20 protein-coding genes are annotated in these 22,802 nt (G+C 65.9%); 8 read left to right on the forward strand and 12 right to left on the reverse strand.

Annotated features, from left to right (window positions below; all coding sequences use genetic code 11):
* Positions 1-210: 210 nt before the first annotated feature.
* The 3 genes from BHK69_RS05390 to BHK69_RS05400 all read left to right on the forward strand — a co-directional run bounded on the left by BHK69_RS05390 (position 211) and on the right by BHK69_RS05400 (position 3,637).
* Positions 211-1,239: an amino acid ABC transporter substrate-binding protein gene (locus BHK69_RS05390; RefSeq protein ID WP_069689209.1), complete on the forward strand. Its 1,029-nt coding sequence runs from the start codon at positions 211-213 to the stop codon at positions 1,237-1,239.
* A gap of 188 nt (positions 1,240-1,427) precedes the next feature.
* Complete coding sequence (locus BHK69_RS05395; RefSeq protein WP_244548407.1) at positions 1,428-2,591, forward strand: amino acid ABC transporter permease; 1,164 nt, start codon at positions 1,428-1,430, stop codon at positions 2,589-2,591.
* Complete coding sequence (locus tag BHK69_RS05400) at positions 2,588-3,637, forward strand: amino acid ABC transporter permease (RefSeq protein ID WP_069689210.1); 1,050 nt, start codon at positions 2,588-2,590, stop codon at positions 3,635-3,637. The genes BHK69_RS05395 and BHK69_RS05400 overlap by 4 nt, the downstream gene beginning before the upstream one ends.
* A gap of 194 nt (positions 3,638-3,831) precedes the next feature.
* Here the strand turns inward: BHK69_RS05400 and katG are convergent, their stop codons facing one another.
* Positions 3,832-6,120, reverse strand: a complete 2,289-nt coding sequence (gene katG, locus BHK69_RS05405; protein ID WP_069689211.1) for a catalase/peroxidase HPI — start codon at positions 6,118-6,120, stop codon at positions 3,832-3,834.
* Between the two features lie 191 nt (positions 6,121-6,311).
* Here katG and BHK69_RS05410 point away from each other — a divergent pair, with 191 nt between their 5' ends.
* Positions 6,312-7,217 (forward strand): hydrogen peroxide-inducible genes activator, encoded by a 906-nt coding sequence (locus BHK69_RS05410; protein WP_069689212.1) that lies wholly within the window; start codon positions 6,312-6,314, stop codon positions 7,215-7,217.
* Positions 7,218-7,362: 145 nt separating this feature from the next.
* Here BHK69_RS05410 and BHK69_RS05415 read toward each other — a convergent pair whose 3' ends face one another.
* Complete coding sequence (locus tag BHK69_RS05415; protein WP_069693396.1) at positions 7,363-7,917, reverse strand: GcrA family cell cycle regulator; 555 nt, start codon at positions 7,915-7,917, stop codon at positions 7,363-7,365.
* 550 nt (positions 7,918-8,467) lie between these two features.
* Between BHK69_RS05415 and BHK69_RS05420 the strand changes: the two genes are divergently transcribed.
* The 3 genes from BHK69_RS05420 (at position 8,468) to BHK69_RS05430 (ending at position 11,729) form a co-directional block, all read left to right on the forward strand.
* Entirely contained in the window at positions 8,468-9,709 is a 1,242-nt protein-coding gene (locus BHK69_RS05420) for an aspartate aminotransferase family protein (RefSeq protein ID WP_069689213.1), read from the forward strand.
* A gap of 65 nt (positions 9,710-9,774) precedes the next feature.
* Positions 9,775-10,722 (forward strand): ornithine carbamoyltransferase, encoded by a 948-nt coding sequence (argF, locus tag BHK69_RS05425; RefSeq protein ID WP_069689214.1) that lies wholly within the window; start codon positions 9,775-9,777, stop codon positions 10,720-10,722.
* Positions 10,722-11,729 carry an Hsp33 family molecular chaperone gene (locus tag BHK69_RS05430; RefSeq protein WP_069689215.1) on the forward strand — a complete coding sequence of 336 codons (1,008 nt, stop codon included), beginning with the start codon at positions 10,722-10,724 and terminating at the stop codon, positions 11,727-11,729. The genes argF and BHK69_RS05430 overlap by 1 nt, the downstream gene beginning before the upstream one ends.
* A gap of 318 nt (positions 11,730-12,047) precedes the next feature.
* Here BHK69_RS05430 and argE read toward each other — a convergent pair whose 3' ends face one another.
* The gene (argE, locus tag BHK69_RS05435; RefSeq protein ID WP_069689216.1) at positions 12,048-13,178 is read right to left on the reverse strand and encodes an acetylornithine deacetylase; all 1,131 of its coding nucleotides are present in this window, start codon (positions 13,176-13,178) and stop codon (positions 12,048-12,050) included.
* Between the two features lie 44 nt (positions 13,179-13,222).
* The gene (apaG, locus tag BHK69_RS05440) at positions 13,223-13,615 is read right to left on the reverse strand and encodes a Co2+/Mg2+ efflux facilitator ApaG/CorD (protein ID WP_069689217.1); all 393 of its coding nucleotides are present in this window, start codon (positions 13,613-13,615) and stop codon (positions 13,223-13,225) included.
* A gap of 323 nt (positions 13,616-13,938) precedes the next feature.
* Here apaG and BHK69_RS05445 point away from each other — a divergent pair, with 323 nt between their 5' ends.
* The gene (locus tag BHK69_RS05445; protein WP_069689218.1) at positions 13,939-14,970 is read left to right on the forward strand and encodes a 2'-deoxycytidine 5'-triphosphate deaminase; all 1,032 of its coding nucleotides are present in this window, start codon (positions 13,939-13,941) and stop codon (positions 14,968-14,970) included.
* Positions 14,971-15,185: 215 nt separating this feature from the next.
* Here BHK69_RS05445 and BHK69_RS05450 read toward each other — a convergent pair whose 3' ends face one another.
* From BHK69_RS05450 to BHK69_RS05480, 8 genes are read right to left on the reverse strand one after another with little or no spacing between them, the layout of a single operon-like run.
* Positions 15,186-15,887 carry an RraA family protein gene (locus tag BHK69_RS05450; protein WP_069689219.1) on the reverse strand — a complete coding sequence of 234 codons (702 nt, stop codon included), beginning with the start codon at positions 15,885-15,887 and terminating at the stop codon, positions 15,186-15,188.
* 48 nt (positions 15,888-15,935) lie between these two features.
* Complete coding sequence (locus tag BHK69_RS33045) at positions 15,936-16,466, reverse strand: amidohydrolase family protein (protein ID WP_244548408.1); 531 nt, start codon at positions 16,464-16,466, stop codon at positions 15,936-15,938.
* The gene (locus BHK69_RS33050; protein ID WP_244548409.1) at positions 16,406-16,801 is read right to left on the reverse strand and encodes an amidohydrolase family protein; all 396 of its coding nucleotides are present in this window, start codon (positions 16,799-16,801) and stop codon (positions 16,406-16,408) included. Before BHK69_RS33050 ends, BHK69_RS33045 begins: the two co-directional genes overlap by 61 nt.
* A 36-nt stretch (positions 16,802-16,837) precedes the next feature.
* Positions 16,838-17,797, reverse strand: coding sequence for a Bug family tripartite tricarboxylate transporter substrate binding protein (locus BHK69_RS05460; protein ID WP_083269135.1), 960 nt, complete (start codon positions 17,795-17,797; stop codon positions 16,838-16,840).
* Positions 17,798-17,851: 54 nt separating this feature from the next.
* Entirely contained in the window at positions 17,852-19,078 is a 1,227-nt protein-coding gene (locus BHK69_RS05465) for a CaiB/BaiF CoA transferase family protein (RefSeq protein ID WP_069689221.1), read from the reverse strand.
* 3 nt (positions 19,079-19,081) lie between these two features.
* Entirely contained in the window at positions 19,082-19,966 is an 885-nt protein-coding gene (locus tag BHK69_RS05470; protein WP_244548410.1) for an HpcH/HpaI aldolase/citrate lyase family protein, read from the reverse strand.
* A 34-nt stretch (positions 19,967-20,000) separates the two neighbouring features.
* A complete protein-coding gene (locus tag BHK69_RS05475; protein WP_069689222.1) occupies positions 20,001-21,077 on the reverse strand; it encodes an ABC transporter ATP-binding protein in 1,077 nt (358 codons plus the stop codon).
* Complete coding sequence (locus BHK69_RS05480; protein ID WP_069689223.1) at positions 21,070-22,776, reverse strand: ABC transporter permease; 1,707 nt, start codon at positions 22,774-22,776, stop codon at positions 21,070-21,072. Before BHK69_RS05480 ends, BHK69_RS05475 begins: the two co-directional genes overlap by 8 nt.
* Positions 22,777-22,802: the final 26 nt, after the last annotated feature.

A 22,802-nucleotide genomic window follows, 5' to 3' on the forward strand; every position in this document is an offset into this window, starting at 1 on the left:
GATCGGAGGTTTCAGGCGAAGCAATCCCTGTCGAAGCGCTTGCAGTCGATAAGAGGACGTCCGGTCCTCAGCCACCCGCATCTGAAAGCTGCCAGTCCGCAACCCACCCGCAGCAGCCATCGCCACCCCCGCTACCACTCTCGCTCCGGCTGTTGCATAGTCGCGCCTTCAGCGCGAAAAGCCGTTCAGGCTTCGGGGAGACGGACAATCATGAAGACGACAATTTTGGCCGCGGCGGCCCTCGCCGCCAGCGCCTCGCTGGCGAGCGCGCAGCAACTCGCGCCGAGCCCGACGCTCGATGCGATCAAGGCGCGTGGCAACATCGAATGCGGCGTGCATCTCGGCCTGCCCGGCTTCTCCTTCGCCAATGACAAGGGCGAGTGGACCGGCCTCGATGTCGATTACTGTAAGGCGCTGGCGGCCGCCGTGCTCGGCGACGCGACCAAGGTCAAGTTCACCCCGACCTCGGTGCAGCAGCGCTGGCCGATCCTGCAATCGGGCCAGGTCGACCTGCTCTCGCGCAACTCGACCATCACCTTCTCGCGCAATGCGACGCTCGGCCTCAACTTCCAGGGCATCAATTTCTATGAAGGCCAGACCTTCATCGTCCGCAAGAAGGCCAACGCCAAGACGGCGGCCGATCTCGACGGCGCCTCGGTCTGCGTCGCCGCTGGCTCGACCGAGGAGAAGAACGCGGCCGACTGGTTCCGCGAGCGCAACCTCAAGGTCACCATCACCAATTTCCAGAAGAACGACGACGCCATCACCGCCTATGATTCCGGCCGCTGCGACGCCTATACCGCCGGCGTCGGCGCGCTCGCCGGCCAGCGCGTCAAGCTCAAGGTGCCCGACGAGCACATCATCCTGACCCAGCCGATCTCGAACGATCCGCAGGGGCCGGTGACGCGCTGGGGCGACGAGCGCTGGCAGTTGATCGTGCGCTGGGTGCTGAACGGCACCATCGCCGCCGAGGCGCTCGGCATCACCTCCGCCAATGTCGACGAGATGAAGGCCAATTCCAAGAACACCGAAGTCCGCCGCCTGCTCGGCGCGGAAGGCGGCTTCGGCGCGATGCTCGGGCTGCCCGACGACTGGATGTACAAGGTCATCAAGCAGGTCGGGAATTATGGCGAGAGCTTCGAGCGCACCGTCGGCATGGGCTCGACGCTGAAGCTGGAGCGCGGCCAGAACCAGCTCTGGACCAAGGGCGGCCTGCTCTTCACCCCGCCGTTCCAGTGAGAGCAGGGCGGCATTCACGCTGAATTGGCCTCCGGAACCGCTCCGTCATCCCGGACAAGCCGCGTCAGCGGCGCAGATCCGGGATCCATCGTAGAGTTCGACGCCCTTCGATGGATCCCGGGTCTGCGCTTCGCTTGCCCGGGATGACGCCGCGTTTCGTCAATCAACCTCCAAAGACTGCGATCCGCTTGACCAAAGCCCTCGCCCTCATCAACGACAAGCGCGTGCGCGACTGGATTTACCAGCTCGCGCTTGTCGCCGGCCTTGTCGTCCTGACCATCTATTTCGTGCGCAACGCCTCGCAGAACATGGTCAAGGCCGGCATCGCCTCGGGCTTCGATTTCCTCTGGCGCACCTCGGGCATCGACGTCCCCTTCGTGCTGACGAGCTATACCCAGGCCGACAACATCCTAAGCCTGTTCTGGGCTGGCGTCGCCAACACCATGCTGGTCACGGTGATCGCGATCGTGCTGGCGACGCTGCTTGGCTTCGTGCTCGGCATCGCAAGGCTGTCCTCGCATTGGCTGCTCTCGACGCTGGCTGGGGCCTATATCGAGTTCGTCCGCAACATCCCGCTGCTGTTCTTCGTGCTGTTCTGGTATTTCGGCGTGATCGCGGCCTTGCCGGCGCCGCTCGACAGCCTGAGCGTCTTCGGTATCGCCTTCCTCAACAATCGCGGGCTGACGATCCCGCTGCCCGATGCGCCCGCCAATTTCCGCTGGGCTGTGGCTGCGATCCTGCTGGCCTGGCTGGCGCAGTGGCTGGTCGCGTTCTGGGCGCGCAGGCGCAAGGAGCGCACCGGCCGAGATGCGCCCGTGCTCGCCATCGGCCTCGTGCTGGTCATCCTGGTCCCGATCCTCGCCATAACCTGGGCCAGCCTCGCGACACGCTGGGACATCCCCATCCTGCGCGGCTTCAACTATCGCGGCGGCTTCGTCGTGATCCCGGAATTCGTCGCGCTGCTGGCGGCTCTGGTGACCTATACCGCAGGCTTCATCGCCGAGATCGTGCGCGGCGGCATCCAGGCCGTGCCGCATGGCCAGACCGAAGCCGCCTCGGCGCTTGGTCTGCGACGCGGGCAGATCCTGCGCTTCGTCACCATTCCCCAGGCGCTGCGGGTGATGATGCCGCCGATGACGAACCAGTATCTCAATGTGCTGAAGAACTCCTCCTTCGGAGCGGCGATCGCCTATCCCGACGTGGTCAGCCTGTTCATGGGCTCGGCGCTGAACAACACCGGTCAGGCGATCGAGATCATCGCCATGACGCTGGCGGTCTATCTCGTCATCGGGCTCGCCGTCTCGGCCCTGATGAACTGGTACAACGCCCGGATCGCGCTGGTGACGCGATGAGTGAAGCCACCCTCCCGCTCTGGCGCAAGCGCCTGTTCGGCACGCCCGCGACGGCTGTCGGCACGCTCGTCATCGCGTTCTGCATCGCCTGGATCGCGGTGCCGTTCCTGCGCTGGGCCTTGATCGATGCGAATTGGTCGGGCACGTCGCGCAACGACTGCACGGCCGGCGGCGCCTGCTGGGTCTTCATCCGCGCCCGCTTCGGCCAGTTCATGTACGGGCTCTACCCGGCCGACCAGCGCTGGCGTGTCGATTTGACCGGCATCCTGTTCCTGCTCTGCGTCGTGGCGATCGTCTTCGCGCCGAAGCGCCTGCAATTGCGGCTGGGCCTGTTCTCTCTCGTCATTCTGCCGCCGCTCGGCATCTGGCTCCTGGCCGGAGGTTTTGGCCTCAGGCCGGTCGAGACGCGCGAATGGGGCGGGCTGATGCTCACCCTGTTCATCTCGGTCTATTCCAGCCTGATCGCGATCCCGCTCGGCATTCTGTTCGCGCTCGGGCGGCAATCCGAGCTCAAGGTCATCCGCCTCGTCAGCATTCTGTTCATCGAATTCTGGCGCGGCGTGCCGATCATCGCGGTGATCTTCCTCGCCTCGCTCTTGCTGCCACTGATCCTGCCCAGCGGCGTCGGCATCGACAGGCTGGCGCGCGCCGTGATCGGGCTCGGCCTCGTCATCGCGGCCTATATGGCGGAAGCCGTGCGCGGTGGCCTGCAGGCGCTGCCCTCGGGCCAGCGCGAGGCGGCGACCGCGCTCGGCCTGACCTATTGGAAGGCGACCGGGCTGATCATCCTGCCCCAGGCGCTGCGCATCTCGCTGCCGGCGATGACGAACGAGTTCATCGCGCTGGTGAAGAACACCACGCTGGTGCTGGTGGTCTCGATCCTCGACCTGCTCGGCATCGCCCAGGCCTCGCTTGCCGACCCGAACTGGGTCGGCATGAACATGGAGGCCTATTTCTTCTCCGGCGGGATCTACTGGCTGATCTGCTACGGCCTGTCGCGCTGGAGCCGGGCGCTGGAACGCAGCGGCCGCCAGAGGCAGCGCTGATAATCCACATGGCCGCCCTTGCTGGCGTCCACGCGGGAAACCGGGCTTCAGCGGCCCCTACCGCATCAGACCGAATATCGTATTCGGTCTGATGCGGTAGGGCTTTGCTCTTGCATCGGCTTGTCCCGAAAACCGGTTCCCACTTTTCGGGCCGATGCTCCAGGGACGGCCGCTGAAGGTTTTTTCCGCCTGGATCAGACCAGGTCGAAGCGATCGAGATTCGTCACCTTGGTCCAGGCCGCGACGAAATCCTTCACGAACTTCTCCTGCGCGTCCGAGCTGGCATAGACCTCGGCCAAGGCACGCAGCACCGAATTCGAACCGAAGACGAGATCGACGCGGGTCCCGGTCCATTTGACAGTGCCGCTCTTGCGATCGGTGCCCTCGAACACGTCCTTGGCCTCGGAGACCGCCTTCCACTGCGTCCCCATGTCGAGCAGGTTGACGAAGAAGTCGTTGGTCAGCGCGCCCGGCCGGTCGGTCAGGATGCCGTGAGTGGTCCCGTCAGCATTGATGTTGATCGCGCGCAGGCCGCCGATCAGCACGGTCAGTTCGGGCGCGGTCAGCGTCAGCAACTGCGCCTTGTCGATCAGCGCCGCCTCGGCCGGCAGCCTGAGTGCCGCCTCGGCCGGCAGCCTGAGTGCCGCCTTCTGGTAGTTGCGGAAGCCATCAGCGGGCGGCTCCATGACCTCGAAGGAATGGATGTCGGTCTGCGCCTGCGAAGCGTCGGTGCGGCCGGGCGCAAACGGCACGGTCACGTCGTGGCCCGCGGCCTTCGCCGCCTGCTCGACGCCGGCATTGCCGGCAAGCACGATCAGGTCGGCGAGCGAGATCCTCTTGCCGCCGCTCGCTGCCCTGTTGAAGGCGATCTGGATATCCTCGAGCGTCCTGAGCACCTTGGCGAGCTGCTGGGGCTGGTTGACCTCCCAGTCCTTCTGCGGAGCCAGGCGCAGGCGCGCGCCGTTGGCGCCGCCACGCTTGTCGCCGCCACGGAAGGTCGAAGCCGAGGCCCAGGCCGTGCCGACGAGTTCCGACACGGTCAGGCCCGAGGCCGCGACCTGGGCCTTGAGACCTGCGACATCCGCAGCGTCGATCAGCGGGTGATCGACGGCAGGCACCGGATCCTGCCAGACCAGCTCTTCTCGCGGCACTTCCGGCCCGAGATAGCGCGAGCGCGGGCCGAGATCGCGATGGGTCAGCTTGAACCAGGCGCGGGCGAAGGCCTCGGCGAAGGCCTGCGGATTGTTCAGGAAGCGGCGCGAAATTTTCTCATAGGCCGGGTCGAAGCGCAGCGACAGATCGGTCGTCAGCATCGTCGGCTTGTGCTTCTTCGACGGATCATGGGCGTCGGGGATGACGGCCTCGGCGTCCTTGGCTTCCCACTGGATCGCGCCGGCGGGGCTGCGCGTCTGCACCCATTCGAACTTGAACAGGTTCTCGAAGAAGTGGTTGCTCCACTGCGCTGGCGTCTGCGTCCAGGTGACCTCGAGGCCGCTGGTGATGGTGTCGCCGCCTCTGCCGGAGCCAAAGCGGTTGTGCCAGCCCAAGCCCTGCGCTTCCAGATCCGTGGCTTCCGGATCCGAGCCGACATTGTCGGACGGGGCGGCGCCGTGGGTCTTGCCGAAGGTGTGGCCGCCCGCGATCAGCGCCACGGTCTCCTCGTCGTCCATCGCCATGCGAGCGAAGGTGTCGCGAATGTCCCTGGCGGCCAGCAATGGGTCGGGATTGCCGTCCGGACCTTCCGGATTGACGTAGATCAGACCCATCTGCGTTGCGGCGAGAGGGTTTTCGAGGTTGCGCGAATGCACCTTGCCGTCGGCATCGTCGTCGGACACCAGCACGCTTTCGTCGGCAGGCTTTTCCACGCCCTCCGAACCGTGGGCATAACGCACATCGCCGCCGAGCCAGGTCGTCTCGCGGCCCCAGTAGACATCCTGGTCGGGCTCCCAGCTGTCGGCGCGGCCGGCAGCGAAGCCGAAGGTGCGGAAACCCATTGTCTCAAGCGCGACGTTGCCGGCAAGGATCATCAGGTCGGCCCAGGAGACCTTCTGGCCGAATTTCTGCTTGATCGGCCAGAGCAGGCGGCGCGCCTTGTCGAGGCTGACATTGTCCGGCCAGCTGTTGAGCGGAGCGAAGCGTTGCTGGCCGCGGCCGCCGCCGCCCCGGCCGTCGCTCAGGCGATAGGTGCCGGCGCTATGCCAGGCCATACGGATGAAAAGCGGACCGTAATGGCCGAAATCTGCTGGCCACCAATCCTGCGAGTCGGTCATCAGCTTGCGCAGGTCGGTCTTCAGCTCCTCATAGTCGAGCTTGCCGAATTCCTGGCGGTAGTCGAAGGCCTGATCCAGCGGGTCGGATTTGGACGAGTGCTGGTTCAGCAGATCGACGCGCAGCTGGCTGGGCCACCAGTCGCGGCTCTGGGTGCCGCCGGTGCCGTGAGCGACCGGGCATTTTCCCGCGCCCGCTTCAGTCTTCGCATTCATGCTTCTCTCCAGTTCACGTTACGCCGGTTGCGCGGTTCTCTCGACAGGCAGATCGATGCCAGGCATGCGATCCGATGTCGTGGCTGTTAGACGAGTGGGGTCGGACGCGCGGAACGCCGCTGAGAGCGTCTTAGCAAAGGAGTTTCATTATATTAATTCCGATTTTCTGATTGTCACGATAAGCTAAGATTATGACGAACCTGACACTGAAGCAGCTGCGCTATTTCGAGGCGCTGACACGCCACGGTCATTTCGGACGCGCGGCGGAGAGCTGCGCCATTTCCCAGCCGGCCCTGTCGATGCAGATCAAGGCCTTCGAGGAAGAGCTCGGCGCCGAGCTTTTCGAGAGAGACAGGCGTCAGCTTCGATTGACGAGTTTCGGCGAAGAGATCGCCCTGCGCAGCAAGGACATCCTGCGTTCGCTCGAGGAGCTGGAAGACTATGCGCGCAGCTCTCGCGGCGGGCTGGTCACGCGGCTGCGCATCGGCGTGATACCGACGGTCGCGCCCTATCTGCTGCCGAGCCTGATAGGCGAGCTGAACCGTCTCTATGACGGCCTTGACCTGCATGTGCGGGAGACGCTGACGCCGAAGCTGATTCAGGAACTGAATGAAGGTCGGCTCGACATGGCGATCGTCGCCTTGCCGGTGTCGGAGCCTTCATTGACCGAAACCACCCTCTTCACGGAAAGCTTCGTCCTCGTCCGGCCGCGTGAGGACGAGGGCAAACCCGCTCCCAATCCCGAAGCGCTTCGCGAAATGCGCTTGCTGCTGCTGGAAGAAGGGCACTGCTTTCGCGAGCAGGCCCTCTCGTTCTGCAACAAGAACCCGCGCGCGGTGCAATCGCGCGATCTGCTGGATGCAAGCTCGCTGTCGACACTGGTGCAGATGGTCGATGCGGGTCTGGGGATCACCTTGCTGCCGGAAATGGCGGTAGCGGTCGAGACGCGCTCGGCCTCGGTATCCGTCACACGCTTCAAGCCACCCCAGCCATCGCGCACGATCGGCATGGTCTGGCGCAAGACGAGCCCGCTCTCCAAGCAGTTTTCGCAGATTTCCGAAGCTGTCCGCCTGTCGGCCGGGGCGGCTCGCTCATAGAGCCCGCAAACGCGGAAACGCGCCGTCATCCCGGGCAAGCCGCGTTAGCAGGCAGGTCCGGGATGACGGCGCGTTTCCAAGCAGAAGGGCATGGTCTAGAGGCGCTCAGCCGAAGAAGCCGAACGCCTGAATTGCTGTTGAGCCCTCAGCCCCGTCCGGCCATCTTGCTGCGGTCGCGCCTGCGATCCGCCGCCGGCTGGTAGGCGATGCGCGAGTGGTAGCTGCAATAGGGCATGCCGGTCTGCGAACGGCCGCCGCAGAAGCGGAATTCCGGGGTCGTCGGGTCGCCCATCGGCCAGCGGCACATATATTCGCGCAGGTCCATGATGGTGACGCGTTCGGAGAACGGCACCACCACATCCTCGGAGAGGACCGTCTCCTGCTGGGCTTCAGCGTCCGCCTCGGCGGCGTATTGCGGAGCCAGAGCATTGTTGCCGCGCGTCATGCCGGCATGAGCGCCGCCCATCGGATGGCTCGGCGAGCGGGTCGGCGCCTTGCGCGGCGTGCTGGCGCGCGGCGTGCTTGCCGCGGCTGGGTTCTTGGCCCGGCCGGACAGGCCGAGACGGTGGACTTTTCCGATCACGGCATTGCGCGTGACGCTGCCGAGCTCGCCCGCGATCTGGCTGGCGCTCAGGCCGTCGCTCCAGAGCTTCTTGAGAAGCTCGACGCGTTCTTCCGTCCATGCTCCGGCTTCGTTCATCGGCTTCACCTATCGTCTCCGCTCAGCCCCTCGCGGGCCCAGGCTGGGGTGGCTCATGACGGAATCCAAGACCGGCAGCGTCCGTTGCTCAACGGAAGCTGTTACACCCGGAACTGACGGTACAGGGGACGCCGCACGAGATGTCGTATCTGACTGACGAGATCATACAAGATGGCGGGACTCGGCGACAAGAGTCCGCGAATCGGAAAACGGCTTTTCCCCAGGCCATTCGTGAATGTCTCGTCAAGTGAATCCATTCGGCAACGCTGACGTTGCGGCATGAATCCACCTGCGATGGAATTGACAGCGCCCGACCGCTTTTGCATAGTCAGCCTTGTCGAGCCGCCCTTTTGGGCGGCGCTTATGTTTTTGACGGATCAGGGTCCTCCTGCGATGCGGATGACGGCGCGACGAGAGATCGGGAACTGGCTGCGACGATAACGTCGCCGTCGGGTCGCATGATGCTGGCAAGATGCCGGCTCGCGCCCAGATTGTCGTTCAAGCTCAGCGCCCTTCCGTTCTCATCCGCCCCGTCGCGAGGACCGTCTCCATGTCATCCGCCGTTACTGTGTCATCCGCCGTTCCTGTTTCCACTGCCCCGTCCGTATTGTTGCCGACCTATGCCCGCGCTCCCGTCGCCTTCGAGCGCGGCGAAGGCGCCTGGGCGATCACCAGTGACGGCACGCGCTATCTCGATTTCGGCGCCGGCATCGCCGTCAATTCGCTCGGCCACGCCCATCCGCATCTGGTCAAGGCCCTGACCGAGCAGGCCGGCAAGATCTGGCACACCTCCAACCTCTACACGATGCCCGATGGCGAGAAGCTGGCGCGCCGGCTCTGCGAGGCGACCTTCGCGGAGCGCGTCTTCTTCACCAATTCAGGCGCCGAGGCGAATGAGTGCGCCATCAAGATGGCGCGGAAGTACCATGCCGCGAAGGGCCATCCCGAGCGCTATCGCATCATCACCTTCGAGGGCGCCTTCCATGGCCGGACGCTGGCGACCATCGCCGCCGGCGGCCAGCAGAAATACATCGACGGTTTCGGCCCCAAGGTCGACGGCTTCGACCAGGTGCCGTTCGACGACGAGATCGCGCTGAAGGCCGCGATCGGCCCGGAGACCGCAGCCTTGATGATCGAGCCGATCCAGGGCGAGGGCGGCCTGCGCTCGGTGCCGCCGCGCATGCTGCGGCAGTTGCGCGAGCTCTGCGACGAGCACGGGCTGATGCTGATCTTCGACGAGATCCAGACCGGCGTCGGCCGCACTGGCAAGTTCTTCTCCTATGAGCATGTCGGCGTGGCGCCCGACATCATGTCGATCGCCAAGGGCATCGGCGGCGGCTTTCCGATGGGCGCCTGCCTGGCGACCGAAGAGGCCGCCTCGGGCATGACGCTGGGCACGCATGGCACGACTTTTGGCGGCAACCCGCTCGCCATGGCGGTCGGCAACGCCGTGCTCGATGTCATTCTCGGCGATGGCTTCATCGAAAAGGTCGCGCAGACCAGCCTGCGGCTGCGCCAGTCGCTGGCCCAGCTCAAGGACCAGCATCCCGACGTGATCGAGGAGATTCGCGGGGAGGGGCTGATGCTCGGGCTGAAGCTCATTACGCCGAACACGGATTTCGTCGCGGAGGCCCGGGCCGCCGGCCTGCTCGTCGTCGCCGCCGGCGACAATGTCGTGCGCCTGCTGCCGCCCTTGATCATCGGCGATGCCGAGGTCTCCGAGGCGGTCTCCCGGCTCGACCAGGCCGCGCGCGGCGTTGAGGCGACGCTGAAGCGCCCCGCCGCCGAATAAGCCCCGCTCTGTTCATGACCCAAGACCTGCCATGACCCAAGACCTGCCATGACCCAAGACCTGCCATGACCCAAGACCTGAAGGAAGCGCCCGTGACGCGCCATTTCCTCGACATCTCCGATTTCTCGACCAAGGAATTGCGCGCCATCCTGCGCGCCGGCGAAGAGATCAAGGCGCGCCGGCGCACCCCTGACGCGGCCGGAGACCGCCTGCTCGAAGGCAAGGTCATCGCGATGATCTTCGAGCAGCCCTCCCTGCGCACCCGCGTCTCCTTCGATGTCGGCATCCGCGAACTCGGCGGCTCGCCGATGATGGTGACCGGCCAGGAGATCGAGCTCGGCGAGCGCGAGACCATCGCCGATACGGCCCGCGTGCTCTCGCGCTATGTCGATGCGATCATGATCCGCATGCTCGACCATGACGCCGTGGTCGAGATGTCGAAATACGCCACCGTGCCGGTGATTAACGGGCTGACCAAGCGCCAGCATCCCTGCCAGGTCATGGCCGACGTCATGACCTTCGAGGAGCGCAAGGGCCCGATCAAGGGCAAGCGCATCGCCTGGACCGGTGACACCAACAATGTCCTGACCTCCTGGGTCCATGCCGCCGGCCGGCTCGATTTCGAGCTCGCCATCGCCACGCCCGAGGAATTGGCGCCGCCACCGGCACTGCTCGACTGGGCTCGCGACCAGGGCGCCAGGGTGAAGTTGACGACGCGGCCGGAAGCGGCGGTCGAGGGCGCCGATTGCGTCATCACCGATTGCTGGGTCTCGATGGGCGACGAGGAAGGCACGCGCCACAACCTGCTGCGGCCCTACCAGGTCGATGACCGCCTGCTCGACCGCGCCGAAAAGGATGCGATCTTCATGCATTGCCTGCCGGCGAGCCGTGGCGAGGAGGTCACTGATTCCGTGATGGACGGGCCGCAATCGGCCGTGTTTGACGAGGCCGAGAACCGCCTGCACGCGCAGAAGGGCATCCTGGCCTGGTGCTTCGGCGGAGTCTCCGCCTGATGGCGACTGAGGATCTGGGGGCCGGCGTCGCCGTGCTCGACGACCGGGTGGTGCCGTTCACCGTGCCCGATCTCGACGTGCGCGGTCGCGTCGTGCGGCTCGGCCCCTCGATCGACACCATTCTCGGCCGGCACGATTATCCCGAGCCGGTCTCGCGCGTGCTCGGCGAAGCGGCGGCGCTGACCGTATTGCTGGGAACGGCGCTGAAATTCGAGGGCCGCTTCCAGCTCCAGACCAAGAGCGACGGGCCGATCTCGATGATGGTCGTCGATTTCAACGCGCCCGACACCTATCGCGCCGTCGCGCATATCGACGAGGCCAAGCTGGAGCAGGCCGTGGCTTCGGGCAATCTGAGTACCGGCGACCTGCTCGGCGAAGGCCATCTCGCCATGACGGTCGACCAGGGCTCGCAGACCACGCGCTATCAGGGCGTCGTCACGCTGAACCGGCAGAGTCTGGAAGAGGCGGCGCATCAGTATTTCCGCCAGTCGGAGCAGATTCCCAGCCGCATCCGGCTCGGCGTCGGCAGCGTCGTCACCGGCGCGGGCCGGGAATGGCGCGCCGGCGGATTGCTCGTGCAGTTCATGCCGCATTCGCCCGACCGGCTGCGCGCGGCCGACCTGCATCCCGGCGATGCGCCCGAGGGCCATGAGATCCTGAGCAACACCGACCCGGACGGCATCAGCGACGATTCCTGGGCCGAGGCGCGCTCGCTGGTCGAGACGGTCGAGGACCATGAACTGCTCGACCCGATGCTGGAAAGCGAGCGCCTGCTCTACCGGCTGTTCCATGAGCGCGGTGCGCGCGTCTTCGAGCCGGTTGCGGTGCAGGAGGCCTGCCGCTGTTCACGCGAGCGCGTGCTCGGCATGCTGCGCGGCTTTTCAGCCGAGGACCGCAAGGCGATGGTCGCCGATGACGGCACGCTCGGCGTGACCTGCGAATTCTGCTCGCGGCGCTATACTTTTGAGGCGTCGGAAGTCGAGGCAGGGCCGCCGGCGGTGGAGTAAGGCGCTGGAACCGCGACGGGAAATCCTTCCCCCCCTCGCGGGGGAAGGTGGCATGGCGAAGCCATGACGGATGAGGGGGCGCTGTGAGCTTTCCGCCTCAGCCGAACACGACGCCAACCGGACAGGGCACGGCGCCCCCTCATCCGGCGCTGCGCGCCACCTTCTCCCGCATCAAAGTCGGCTGTTGCCGACTTTGACACTTTGGGCTGCCCATCTCGGGCAAGCCCGAGATGGGTGGGAGAAGGGTAGAGGACCGCGCGTGTCCGGCTCCCTCCGGGAAGGGTTCCCCGCGCCTCTTCGTTCAAAACGCAGCCTTCATCAGATCCGGCATTCCGCCAGCAGCCTGCGCATGAAGGCCTCGCCGGCGGCGAATTGCTCCAGCGTGATGAACTCGTCGGGCTGGTGGGCCTGGTCGATCGAGCCCGGGCCGCAGACGATGGTGGCTAAGCCGGCGCGCTGGAAATGGCCGGCCTCGGTGGCGTAGGCGACCGCGATGGTGCTGTTGCGGCCGGCGAGCCGCATCACCAGCGTCTCGGCTTCCGATCCCGGATCGGGCGCGAGGCCGGGCACGTCCGAGCTCATCACCGTCTCGATCGCCGCCGAGGGCGCGGTCTTGCGCATCCGGACGAGAACCTCGTCCGAGAGGGCCTTGAAGCGCGCCGGAGCCTCCTCCGGATCCGAGCCCGGCAAGGTGCGCACCTCCCAGGACAGGTCGCAGCGATCGGCCAGGATGTTGCGGGCGATGCCGCCATGGAATTTTCCGACATGGACGGTGTCGTAGGGCGGGTCGAAGCGGCCGCTCGGGTCGAGCTTGCCTTCCCGCTCATCGGCCATCGCCACCAGCCCGGCTGCCAATCGCGTGCCGGCATGGACGGCGCTGGCGCCGAGATGCGGTTTCGATGAATGCGCCGCAACGCCGGTGATCGTGGTGAAGAAGGTGCGGATGCCCTTATGCGCATCGGCGAGGTCGAGCGAGGTCGGCTCGCCGACGATGACGGCGCGCGGCCGCGGCAGATCCTTACCCATCCGCGCGATGCCGTCGACTACGCCCAGGCAAGTGACCTCCTCGTCATAGGAGAAGAACAGGTGGATCGGCGTCTTGAGATCGGCGGCGAGGAAATCCGGCACCAGCGCCAGCGCCAGCGCGATGAAGCCCTTCATGTCGACGGCGCCGCGGCCATAGGCCCGGCCGCCCTCGACATGCAGCGTGAACGGATCGCGGCTCCAGGCCTGGCCCTCCACTGGCACGACGTCGGTATGGCCCGACAGCAGGACGCCGCCGCGATCCTGCGGACCGATGGTGGCGAAGAGCGCCGCCTTGTCCCCGGTCGCATTAGGGATGCGCATGGAAGTGACGCCCCAGCCGGCGAGGTAGTCCTCGACGAAGGCGATCAGATCGAGATTGGCCTTATGGCTGACCGTGTCGAAGGCGACGAGGCGGGCGAGCATATCGAGCGGCGCGTAAAGCTGTCCGGTCGGCTGGGAGGAAGCAGTCAATGCAGAACCTTCTTCACATAGGGCGAATCGAGCGGAAAGAGCGGCACGACGACATTGAAGATCGCGCCGTCCTCGCCGAGCATGGCGTAAAAGCCGCTCATCGAGCCGTCCGGCGTCATCAACGGGCAACCGGAGGTATAGCTGAAGCTCTCGCCCGGGCGCAGCACCGGCTGCTGGCCGATGACGCCGTCGCCGCGCACTTCATGAACCTCGCCGCGGCCATCGGTGATGAACCAGTGCCGGGTCATCAATTGCACGGTCTGAAGCGACAAATTCACGATCTCGATGGAATAGGCCCAGAAATAGCGGCGCTGCTCATGCGAGGATTCCCCCTCCATGAATTTCGGCGCGGCGGTCACGCGCACGCCATGCGTCTCCGCTTGATACATCGTGACGGCTCCCTCGATGGCGCGGGCGCCGCGCGGCCTAGTCGTGCCGGCGGGCGAGGCCTCTGTTATGAACCGGGCGGCGGCGGCGTCAATCCTGTCGCGGCCGGACAGGCGAGCGCAAGCCCGGATGAACGCCCGAGGAGCGGTTCACAGCACCGGCAGTCAGGCCGGGCGATGCCGATCCAGGACCCAGCTGGTGCGTTCAAGCGCCGATTCGCCGCGTCGAGACGCCCAACAGCACTGTGGATGGCTGTGCCGGAGGCGCGGAATGCGCTTTGCTTTCACTGTAAGCTTGCGACACGCCCTTCATCGGACATCTGAGTATGAATTACGGAATTTGGCCTTCGCAGACAATTCGCTCGGCGATCGCGGACGGGACCATACGCGCGAGTTCGCCGATCCATGAGGATCTGATCCAGCCTGCGAGCCTCGATCTGCGGCTCGGCGCCACGGCGTTCAGGGTTCCGACCAGCTTCCTGCCGGGCAAGGGCAAAGCGGTTTCGGAGAGGCTCAAGGATCTCGCGACGCATGAGGTCGACCTGTCCAAGCCTCAGGTGCTCGAGCGCAACTGCGTCCACATCATCCCGCTGCAGGAGCGCGTCTCGCTGGGAGCGGATACCAGCGCCCGCGCCAATCCCAAGAGCTCGTCGGGCCGCCTCGACATCTTCGTCCGGTTGATCGCCGATGGCGGGATGTCCTTCGACGAAATCCCGGTGGGCTATGACGGGCCGCTCTATGCGGAGGTCGTGCCGCGCTCGTTTCCGATCATCGCGCGCGCCGGCGACACGCTGAGCCAGCTGCGCTTCCGCCACCATGCCTCCGACGCAGCGCAGCCGGCGAACCGGTCGATCTCCGTCTCCATCGACTTGGAGGGCGCCGCAGCCGACGGGGTCATCGCCTACCGGGCCCGCAAGACCACCGGCCTGATCGATCTGCAAAAGGTCGGAGAATACGACAGGAACGATTTCTGGGAGCCGATCAGATGCCGCCCGGGCCGGCGCGAACTCGTCCTGGTCCCGGACGAATTCTACATCATGGCCTCGCTCGAAGACATCGTCATCAACGAGAATGAGGCGGCCGAGATGGTCGCCTATGACACCGCGGTCGGAGAAGTGCGGGTGCATTATGCCGGCTTCCTGGACCCGTTTTTCGGCCGGGTCACCGATTCCTCCGGCAAGAGCAAGATCGTTCTCGAGATCCGGAGCCACGACGTACCGTTCATGCTCGACCACGGCCAGAGGGTCGGCACGATCGTCTTCGAGAACATGATCGAGCGCCCCGACAAGCTCTATGGACAGTCGATAAAGTCGAACTACCAGGGCCAGGGGTTGAAGCTCGCGAAGCAGTTTTTCTAGAGCCGGATGATTTCAGATGAGATCACGCAGTGATCCCATCTGAAATCTGAATACGTCTCTCATCTAAGGGCGGCCGCGCCTCTTGTCCGGGATGACGCGGAGGGTAGGACCGCGGACAGAGAGCGTACCGGCACCGTTGCCACCCTAACCCACTATATTCCAAGCCCTGCGCAACGCCGGGCCCTGTCGCGAGACAGGGCCCGATCTGCATGTGATCAGCGGCCGTGGTCGAACGCCGCGTCGATGATGTCGCAGCCCATCCGCGCCAGGGCCTCATCCGCATAGGCCGAGCGGTCCCATGTGCCCTCCGCGATGCTTTCGCGCGTCTTGAGTTCCTTGGCGAGCTTGCCCTTGGCGCGCTCGAGGATGGCTTGCGCCTCGCGCGGCGGAACGATCAGGACGCCGTCGCCATCGCCGAGCACGATATCGCCGGGATTGACGACGACACCACCGCAGGAGATCGGCACATTGATCTCGCCCGGCCCGTTGCGATGCGGGCCGCGAGGGGTGGCGCCGCGCGCATAGACGGGAAAATCCAGATCGCGGATGGCGTCGACATCGCGCATCGCGCCATCGATCACGAGGCCGGCGAGGCCGCGCTTGCGCGCCCAGAGCACCATGTTCTCGCCCGCGAGCGCCGTCGTCAGATCGCCGCCATCCTCGACGATCACGACATCCCCGGGCGCGGCCATGTCCAGCGCCTTGTGGACCAGGAGGTTGCAGCCGGGCCGGGCTCGCACCGTGAAGGCACAGCCCGCCATCAGCGCCCGGTTCCACGGCCGGATTGCGGCATCCAGACAGAACAGCCGGTTCATCTCATCGGCGATGTTGGCGACCGGAATCACGGCCAGCGCCCGAACCAGGCCCGGATCGGGGCGTTTGATCCTTCGGAAAATCCGGAAGCCGACATTGCTCATAGCGGGGTGCCCAGTCTCAACGGGTTGTGAAGCGAAACGGCTGGAATCTCAGCCGAAACCATAAAGCTCTGCGGGATTGTCGACGAGGATGCGCGTCCGCACCGCCTCGGCGCCGGACCAGCCGTCGAGGAGATCGAGCAGGGTGGCGTCGTCCGGCTTGTGCCCGGCGGGCTCCGTGACATGCGGCCAGTCGCTGCCCCAGACGAGCCGCTCGGGCGCGAGGCCGACGAAGGCGCGCGCGATCCGGCCGGCGTCGGGATAATCCGGCGCGCCGACCCGCGTATTGAGATAGGCGCCGGCGAGCTTGACCCAGGCCCGGCCCGCCGCAACCAGATCGCCGATCACCGCGAAGGCTGCGTGCTCCGGTCCCAGTGACGGCGGCAGCCTGCCCATATGGTCGAAGATGATCGGGCATGGCAGGCGCTTGAGCAGGGCCGCATGCGCGACGATCTGATCGCCCATCATGTGAAGCTGCGCATGCCAGCCGAGATCGGCAATGCGCCGGGCCAAGGGCTCGATCATCTCGATGGTCGTGACGGTGTCGGCCGGATTCCAGACGCTGAAACGCAGACCGCGCACGCCGGCCGCGTCGAGCCGCTCAGCTCGGCGTCACTGATGCCGGGATCGAGCACGCCGATGCCGCGACCGGCCTCACCGAAGCGGCGCAATGCGTCGAGCAGGCAGGCATGGTCCTTGCGATGGAATTTGGACTGCACCACCACCGCCCGCTGCGTGCCGAGCCGCCCCTGCAGCAGCCGGTAGTCCTGGAACGTCATGCCGGACGGCTTCACCGCATCCGGGCTCGGAAAGCGCGGATCCAGGATATGGCAATGCGCGTCGCAAGCACCGGCCGGCACGGCGGAGCGAGGCGCCGCCATGCCTGCGGAGTTGGGGACCGGACCATCATCCGCCATTGGCGGCTCCTTCGCGTGACCGAGATGCGACGCGCTTCAGTCGACCTTGATGTTGCGGGATTTGACGGTGGCGGCCATGCGGCCGATCTCGTCGTCCAGGAAGCGCGCGAAAGCGTCAGGTTTGTTGCCGACCGGCTCGAGCCCGAGCTTTTCGAGCTTCGCCTTGATCTCCGGATTGGCGACCGCGGCAACGATTTCGCGCGAGAGGCGCTCGACGATGGCCGGCGGCGTGCCCTTCGGCGCGAAGAGCCCGTTCCATTCCTGCGTCTCGAAATCCTTGAGGCCGCTTTCGATCAGCGTGGGAACCTCGGGCAGCAATGGCGAGCGCTTCGGGGAGCCGATGGCGAGCGCCTGCACGGAACCCGAGGTGACCTGGCCGAGCGTGGAAGCCGTATTGCCGAAATAAAGCGAGACGCGGTCGCCGATGACATCGTTGAGCGCCGGCGCTCCGCCGCGATAGGGCACATGCACGATGTTGAGATCCGCGGCACGGTTCAGCGCCTCGCCGGCCAGATGAGAGGCCGATCCCGCGCCGGCCGAGGCGTAGCTCGCCTTCTCCGGGTTCTTGCGCGCGTAGTCGAGCAGCTCCGCGACCGTCTTGTAGGGCGCCTTGGGGCTGGCGACGAGGATGTTGGGCGCGATCACGACGAGCGAGACCGGGATGAAATCCGCCTTGGGGTCGAAAGGCAATTTGCGCAGGGTCGGATTGGCGGCGAAGGCCGAGGCATCGAAGAGCAGGGTGTAGCCGTCGGCCGGGGCCTTGGCGACGAAATCGGCGCCGATCACGCCGCCGGCGCCCGGACGGTTCTCGATCACGATCTGCTGGCCGAGCGTCTGGCTCATCTGCTGGCCGACGATGCGGGCGGTGCTGTCCGCGCCGCCGCCGGCCGCATAGGGCACGACCATCTTGATCGGCCTGTCCGGGTATTGTGCAAGCACCGGCACTGGCGACAGCGCAAGGAGTACAGCGGCGATACGGAGCAGCGTCTGGCTCATTTTAGGATGTTCTTCCTGGATCTGCATGGTCTGGGACTATCGATGGGCTGGGGATCAACTGCCGCAGAGCACGCCGGCCTGAGCCAGCTCCACTATCGCGTCCTCGGTCAGGCCGAGTCCGGCCATGATCTCGCGGTTGTGCTCGCCCAGGCGTGGCGCCGGAGTGCGGATCGAGCCCGGCGTGTCGGTCAGGCGCGGCACGACATGGTGCATCGGCAGGCTGCCCATATCCGGGTCGGGGTAGTCGGCAATCAGCTCGCGCGCGATCACATGCGGATCGGCCATGATCTGCGGCGTGTCGTAGATCGGGCCGATCGTGACCTCGGCCTTCTCGAAGAAGGCGACGTTCTCGGCCTGGCTTCGCTGCGCGATGAAGGCGCCGATGATGGCGTCCAGCTCCTCGACATGGCGCAATCTGTCGGCGTTGCTACGGAAGCGCGGGTCCTCGATCAAGTCCGGCCGGCCGATCGCGCGGAAGAGCCGTTCGGTCATCTTCTGGATCGAGCCGGACAGGCTGACATAGGCGCCGTCGCTGCAGCGATAGGCATTGCGCGGGGCGGAGTTGGTCGAGCGGCTGCCGGTGCGCGGCTTGACCTTGCCGGTCAGGCGGTAATTCGCGGCTTGCGGGCTCAGGATCGCAAAGAGCGGGTCCAGCAGCGGCAGGTCGACGACCTGGCCCTTGCCGCCATTGATCTCGACCTCGCGCAACGCGATCATCGCCGCCGAGACGCCATAGAGCCCGGCGATGCCGTCAGCGAGATACATCGGCGGCAGCACGGGCTCCCGATCGCCGAAGCCGTTGATCGCGGCGAAGCCCGAGGCGCCCTCGATGACCGTGCCGAAGCCGGGGCGCTGCGCATAAGGCCCGTCCTGGCCCCAGCCCGAAATGCGGATGATGACGAGGCGGGGGTTGATCGCGAGCAGCGCTTGCGGCGAGAGCCCCATCTTCTCCAGCACGCCGGGCCGGAAGCTCTCGATCAGGATCTGGGCGCTCGGGACGAGGTCGCGGACCAGCGCGCAGGCGCGCGGGTCGCGCAGATTGAGGCACAGGCTCTTCTTGTTGCGCGCATAGACCTTCCAATGCGTCTCGATGCCTTCGGTCTTCCAGGCGCGCAGCGTGTCGCCCTCGGGCGGCTCGACCTTGATCACCTCGGCGCCGAAATCGCCAAGCACCTGAGTCAGCACATTGCCGGCGAAGAGACGCGACAGATCGAGGATACGGATGCCGTCGAGGCTGCCTTTCGCGGCAGGCTCGTAATCGCGGCGGTGGAGTTCGCTCATATCTCAGATGTCCGGATTGGTTTGCGCGCGCTCGGCCGCATCGGCCAAGGCGACGATGGCGCGGGCGCGTGTCAGAAAGGGCGCATCGATCATCTGGCCGTCGACCAGATAGGCGCCGACACCCCTGGCTTGCGCGTCCTCGGCTGCGGCCAGGATCGTCCGGGCGCGGGCGATCTCGGCGGCCGTAGGCATGAAGGCCTCGTTGGCGATCGCGATCTGGCTCGGATGGATGCAGCTCTTGCCGGCGAAGCCATGGCGCCGGGCCGCCGCGCACTCGGCGCGATATCCGTCGGGGTCATTGACCCCGCCGAAGGCGCCGTCATAGGCCGCGACGCCGGCTTCGGCGGCAGCGAGGCGGACGGCGATACGGATATGTGCCAGCGCCGCCTCGTCGCGCCGGTCGATGCCGGTCGGTTCGAGCAGATCGGCATAACCGATCTGGAGCCCGGCGACGCGGGGATGGGCGGTTGCGAGCTCGGCCGCCCGGCGCAAGGCCTTCGGCGTCTCGATATTGACCAGCAGCCCGGTCGGCTGGGCACGACCAAATGCGGCATCGAGCGTGTCGAGCAGCAGGGCAGCCTCCCGCACCGTCTCGGCGTCCTCGACCATCGGCAGGTTGATGAGGTGCACGCCCGGCATGACCACCGCCGCCATATCCGCCTGGAAATGCCGGGTGCCCAGCGCATTGACGCGCACGACGACGGTCTTGCCGCGCGCGGCTTCGGCAGAGCGCAGGAACGCCGCGAGCTGGGCTCGGGCTTCGTCCTTGCGCTCCTCGGCGACGGCGTCCTCCAGATCGAAGGACAGCGAATCCGCAACCGAGCCGGCCGCCTTGGCGAAGAGCTCCGGCCGCGAGCCGGGGACGAAGAGCTTGCTGCGCATCAGCATGGCGATGATCCCTTGTTCAAAGCGGGTCCCTTGTTCAAAGCGCTTCGGGGCCGTTCTGGAAGATCATGATCGCCTCCGGCGGGATCCGGACCAGCACCTCGGGCGAGCTCACCGCCCGGCTGGTCTGGACACGCAGCCTGAAGCCTTGCCCGGCCATTTCGTGCTCATGGACCGAGCCGAGATAGGAGCTGTGCGTGATCCGCGCGCCGAGCACATTGGCGCCGGGGGCATCGGTCAGTTCGATGCGCTCGGGCCGGACGGCCAGGACGAGCTTGCCATTGATCGCGTCGGGGCAGGAGCTGGCGACGAGCTGCGTGCCGTCGCCGAGGCGCAATTGCGCCTGCCCGGCGGAGCGGCCGACAAGCTCCGCCTCGATGAAATTGGCCGAGCCGATGAAATCGGCGACGAAGGCATTGGCCGGGCGCTCATAGATATCGGTCGGCGTGCCCAGTTGCTGGATCTTGCCCATGCTCATCACCGCAATGCGGTCGGACACTGCGAGCGCCTCTGACTGGTCGTGCGTGACGTAGATCGTCGTGACGTTGAGGCGCTCCTGCAATTCACGCAGCCAGATTCGGGCCCGCTCGCGCAATTTGGCGTCGAGATTGGACAAGGGCTCGTCCAGCAACAGCAGCCGCGGCCGGTAGACCAAAGCGCGCGCCAGCGCCACGCGCTGCTGCTGGCCGCCGGAGAGCTCGAAAGGATAGCGCTCGGCATATTTTCCCATCTCGACGAGATCGAGCGCCTCCTTGATGCGGCTGTCGCGCTCGGCGCGCCCGACCTTGCGCAGCTCCAGCGGGAAGGACAGGTTCTGCGCCACCGTCTTGTGCGGCCAGAGCGCGTAGCTCTGGAAGACGAGGCCGATATTGCGCTTCTCCGGCGGCACGGCGATGCCCTTGGCGCCGTCGAAGAAGACCTTGTCGCCGATGCGGATCGTGCCGGAGGTTGCTTCATTCAGACCCGAGATCGCAAACAATGTCGTCGATTTGCCGCAGCCGGAGGGGCCGAGCAGCGTCAGGAACTCGCCCGAGGGAACCGTGAGCGAGATGTCGTCGACGGCGTTGACGTCGCCATAGGCGATGGTGAGACGATCGAGAACGAGATCAGCCATAGATTTTGGCTCCCAGGACGCGGCGTGCGACGAGCACGAAGAGGGCGGTGATGACGACCTGGATGGTCGCGAGAGCCGAGACGGGGCCGTTATCGCCCTGGGCCCAGAGCTGCAGCATCGTCGTGCCGATGATCTCGGAGCCGGGCTGGAACAGGAAGACGGCCGTCACATACTCCTTGAAGAAATGGATGAAGAGCAGCGCGAAGGTCGAGAACAGCGCCGGCTTGAGCAGTGGCGCGATGATCCGCGTCACGGTCGTCCACCAGTCGGCGCCGGAGATGCGCGCGCCGCGATCGAGCTCGTCGCCGATCTGGGCCAGCGCCGGCGCGATCGTGCCGAAGCCCACCGGGATGTAGCGCACCATGAAGGCGAGGATCAGGATCCAGATCGTGCCGCGGATCGCATCGAGCCCCGGCACCCAGATCACCGCATAGAAGAATCCAAGGCCGGCGATGATGCCGGGCAGCGAGCGCGGGAACAGCGCGATGTATTCCAGTGGGCGCGCGCCCTTGAACTCGGAACGGCGCGAGACCAGGGTGATGATCGCGACCAGAACGGTGCCGATCACGCCGCCGATCAGCGAGATCAGCACCGAATTGCCGATCGAGCGCATATAGTTCGGCGTCTCGAAGATCAGGTCGAAATTCTTCGTCGTCAGCAGCGTCCAGAACGGCACGAGCGGGGTCAGGAAGCTGACGCTCGCGCGCATCAGCGTGCCCGCGAAGACGAGGACGATGGTGAAGAAGACATAGGCGAACACCGCCGCGAAGACGATCCAGCGCCAGCGGCCGAGATCGAGCAGAGCAGGCCGGCTCGCCTTGCCGCGCACGGTGACGAAGCGGTTGCTGCCGACCATCAGGCGGCCCTGGAGCCAGACCAGGAGGGCGACGATCGCCAGCAGGATGAGCGCAGCGGCGCCGACGATGCCGTAATCGGGCTGGACGGCGGCGTTGATGCCCTTGTCATAGAGGAAGCTGGTGATGGTCTCGATCTTGTTGGGGGCACCGAACAAGAGCGGGATCGAGAGCATCTCGATCGCGACGACGAAGTTGAGCACGGTCGAATAGATCAGGGCCGGGCGCATCATCGGCACGGTCACGCTCCACAGCGCCCGGAACGGACCGGCTCCGACCGAACGCGCCGCCGCCTCCAGTTGCGCATCGGCCTTGCTGACGGCGCCCAGGCACATGAGATAGGCGAGCGGCGCCTGCGACAGCCCGGCGACGACACCCATGCCGGAGAGGGAATAGAGATCCCACGGCGTCACGCCGGTCCAACTCCGCACCGCCAGCGTGACGTAGCCCGAAGGGCCGTACATGGTGAGCCAGCCGAAGGCGATGACGAGATGGCTGACGAAGAGCGGCCAGACCAGGACCTCGCCGAGCCAGCCGCGGCCGGGCAGGTTGGTGCGCCCGATCACGACCGCGGCGAGCGCCCCGAAGACCTGGGCGAAGATGGTCGAAAGAACCGCGAAGATCACCGTGTTGAGCGCGATCTCGCCGATGCCGGCTTCAGTGACGAGGCGGCCGAAATTGGCCGCGGTCAGCGCAGCCGTGGGATCGTAGAGCGGCTTGTTCAGGAAGGCCTGCATCGCGATCGGCGCGATTGGCCCGATGACGAGCAGCGTCGTCAGCGCGGCGACGCTCCAGAAGATCAGGCGCGAACGGTCGAAGCCCGTTCGCTCGAGGGCGGCATCCATGATGGGGCGAACCTTGTGATCGGCAA

Origin of the sequence: Bosea vaviloviae, from assembly GCF_001741865.1 — a bacterium.
Classification (GTDB): Bacteria; Pseudomonadota; Alphaproteobacteria; order Rhizobiales; family Beijerinckiaceae; genus Allobosea; species Allobosea vaviloviae.

Excerpts from the sequence above, each read along its gene's own strand:
- BHK69_RS05390 (WP_069689209.1), top strand. The coding sequence starts at position 211 with ATGAAGACGACAATTTTGGCCGCGGCGGCCCTCGCCGCCAGCGCCTCG.
- BHK69_RS05400 (WP_069689210.1), top strand. The coding sequence starts at position 2,588 with ATGAGTGAAGCCACCCTCCCGCTCTGGCGCAAGCGCCTGTTCGGCACG.
- katG (WP_069689211.1), bottom strand. The coding sequence starts at position 6,120 with ATGAATGCGAAGACTGAAGCGGGCGCGGGAAAATGCCCGGTCGCTCAC.
- BHK69_RS05410 (WP_069689212.1), top strand. The coding sequence starts at position 6,312 with ATGACGAACCTGACACTGAAGCAGCTGCGCTATTTCGAGGCGCTGACA.
- BHK69_RS05415 (WP_069693396.1), bottom strand. The coding sequence starts at position 7,917 with ATGAACGAAGCCGGAGCATGGACGGAAGAACGCGTCGAGCTTCTCAAG.
- BHK69_RS05420 (WP_069689213.1), top strand. The coding sequence starts at position 8,468 with ATGTCATCCGCCGTTACTGTGTCATCCGCCGTTCCTGTTTCCACTGCC.
- argF (WP_069689214.1), top strand. The coding sequence starts at position 9,775 with ATGACCCAAGACCTGAAGGAAGCGCCCGTGACGCGCCATTTCCTCGAC.
- BHK69_RS05430 (WP_069689215.1), top strand. The coding sequence starts at position 10,722 with ATGGCGACTGAGGATCTGGGGGCCGGCGTCGCCGTGCTCGACGACCGG.
- argE (WP_069689216.1), bottom strand. The coding sequence starts at position 13,178 with ATGCTCGCCCGCCTCGTCGCCTTCGACACGGTCAGCCATAAGGCCAAT.
- apaG (WP_069689217.1), bottom strand. The coding sequence starts at position 13,615 with ATGTATCAAGCGGAGACGCATGGCGTGCGCGTGACCGCCGCGCCGAAA.
- BHK69_RS05445 (WP_069689218.1), top strand. The coding sequence starts at position 13,939 with ATGAATTACGGAATTTGGCCTTCGCAGACAATTCGCTCGGCGATCGCG.
- BHK69_RS05450 (WP_069689219.1), bottom strand. The coding sequence starts at position 15,887 with ATGAGCAATGTCGGCTTCCGGATTTTCCGAAGGATCAAACGCCCCGAT.
- BHK69_RS33050 (WP_244548409.1), bottom strand. The coding sequence starts at position 16,801 with ATGGCGGATGATGGTCCGGTCCCCAACTCCGCAGGCATGGCGGCGCCT.
- BHK69_RS05460 (WP_083269135.1), bottom strand. The coding sequence starts at position 17,797 with ATGAGCCAGACGCTGCTCCGTATCGCCGCTGTACTCCTTGCGCTGTCG.
- BHK69_RS05465 (WP_069689221.1), bottom strand. The coding sequence starts at position 19,078 with ATGAGCGAACTCCACCGCCGCGATTACGAGCCTGCCGCGAAAGGCAGC.
- BHK69_RS05470 (WP_244548410.1), bottom strand. The coding sequence starts at position 19,966 with ATGCTGATGCGCAGCAAGCTCTTCGTCCCCGGCTCGCGGCCGGAGCTC.
- BHK69_RS05475 (WP_069689222.1), bottom strand. The coding sequence starts at position 21,077 with ATGGCTGATCTCGTTCTCGATCGTCTCACCATCGCCTATGGCGACGTC.
- BHK69_RS05480 (WP_069689223.1), bottom strand. The coding sequence starts at position 22,776 with ATGGATGCCGCCCTCGAGCGAACGGGCTTCGACCGTTCGCGCCTGATC.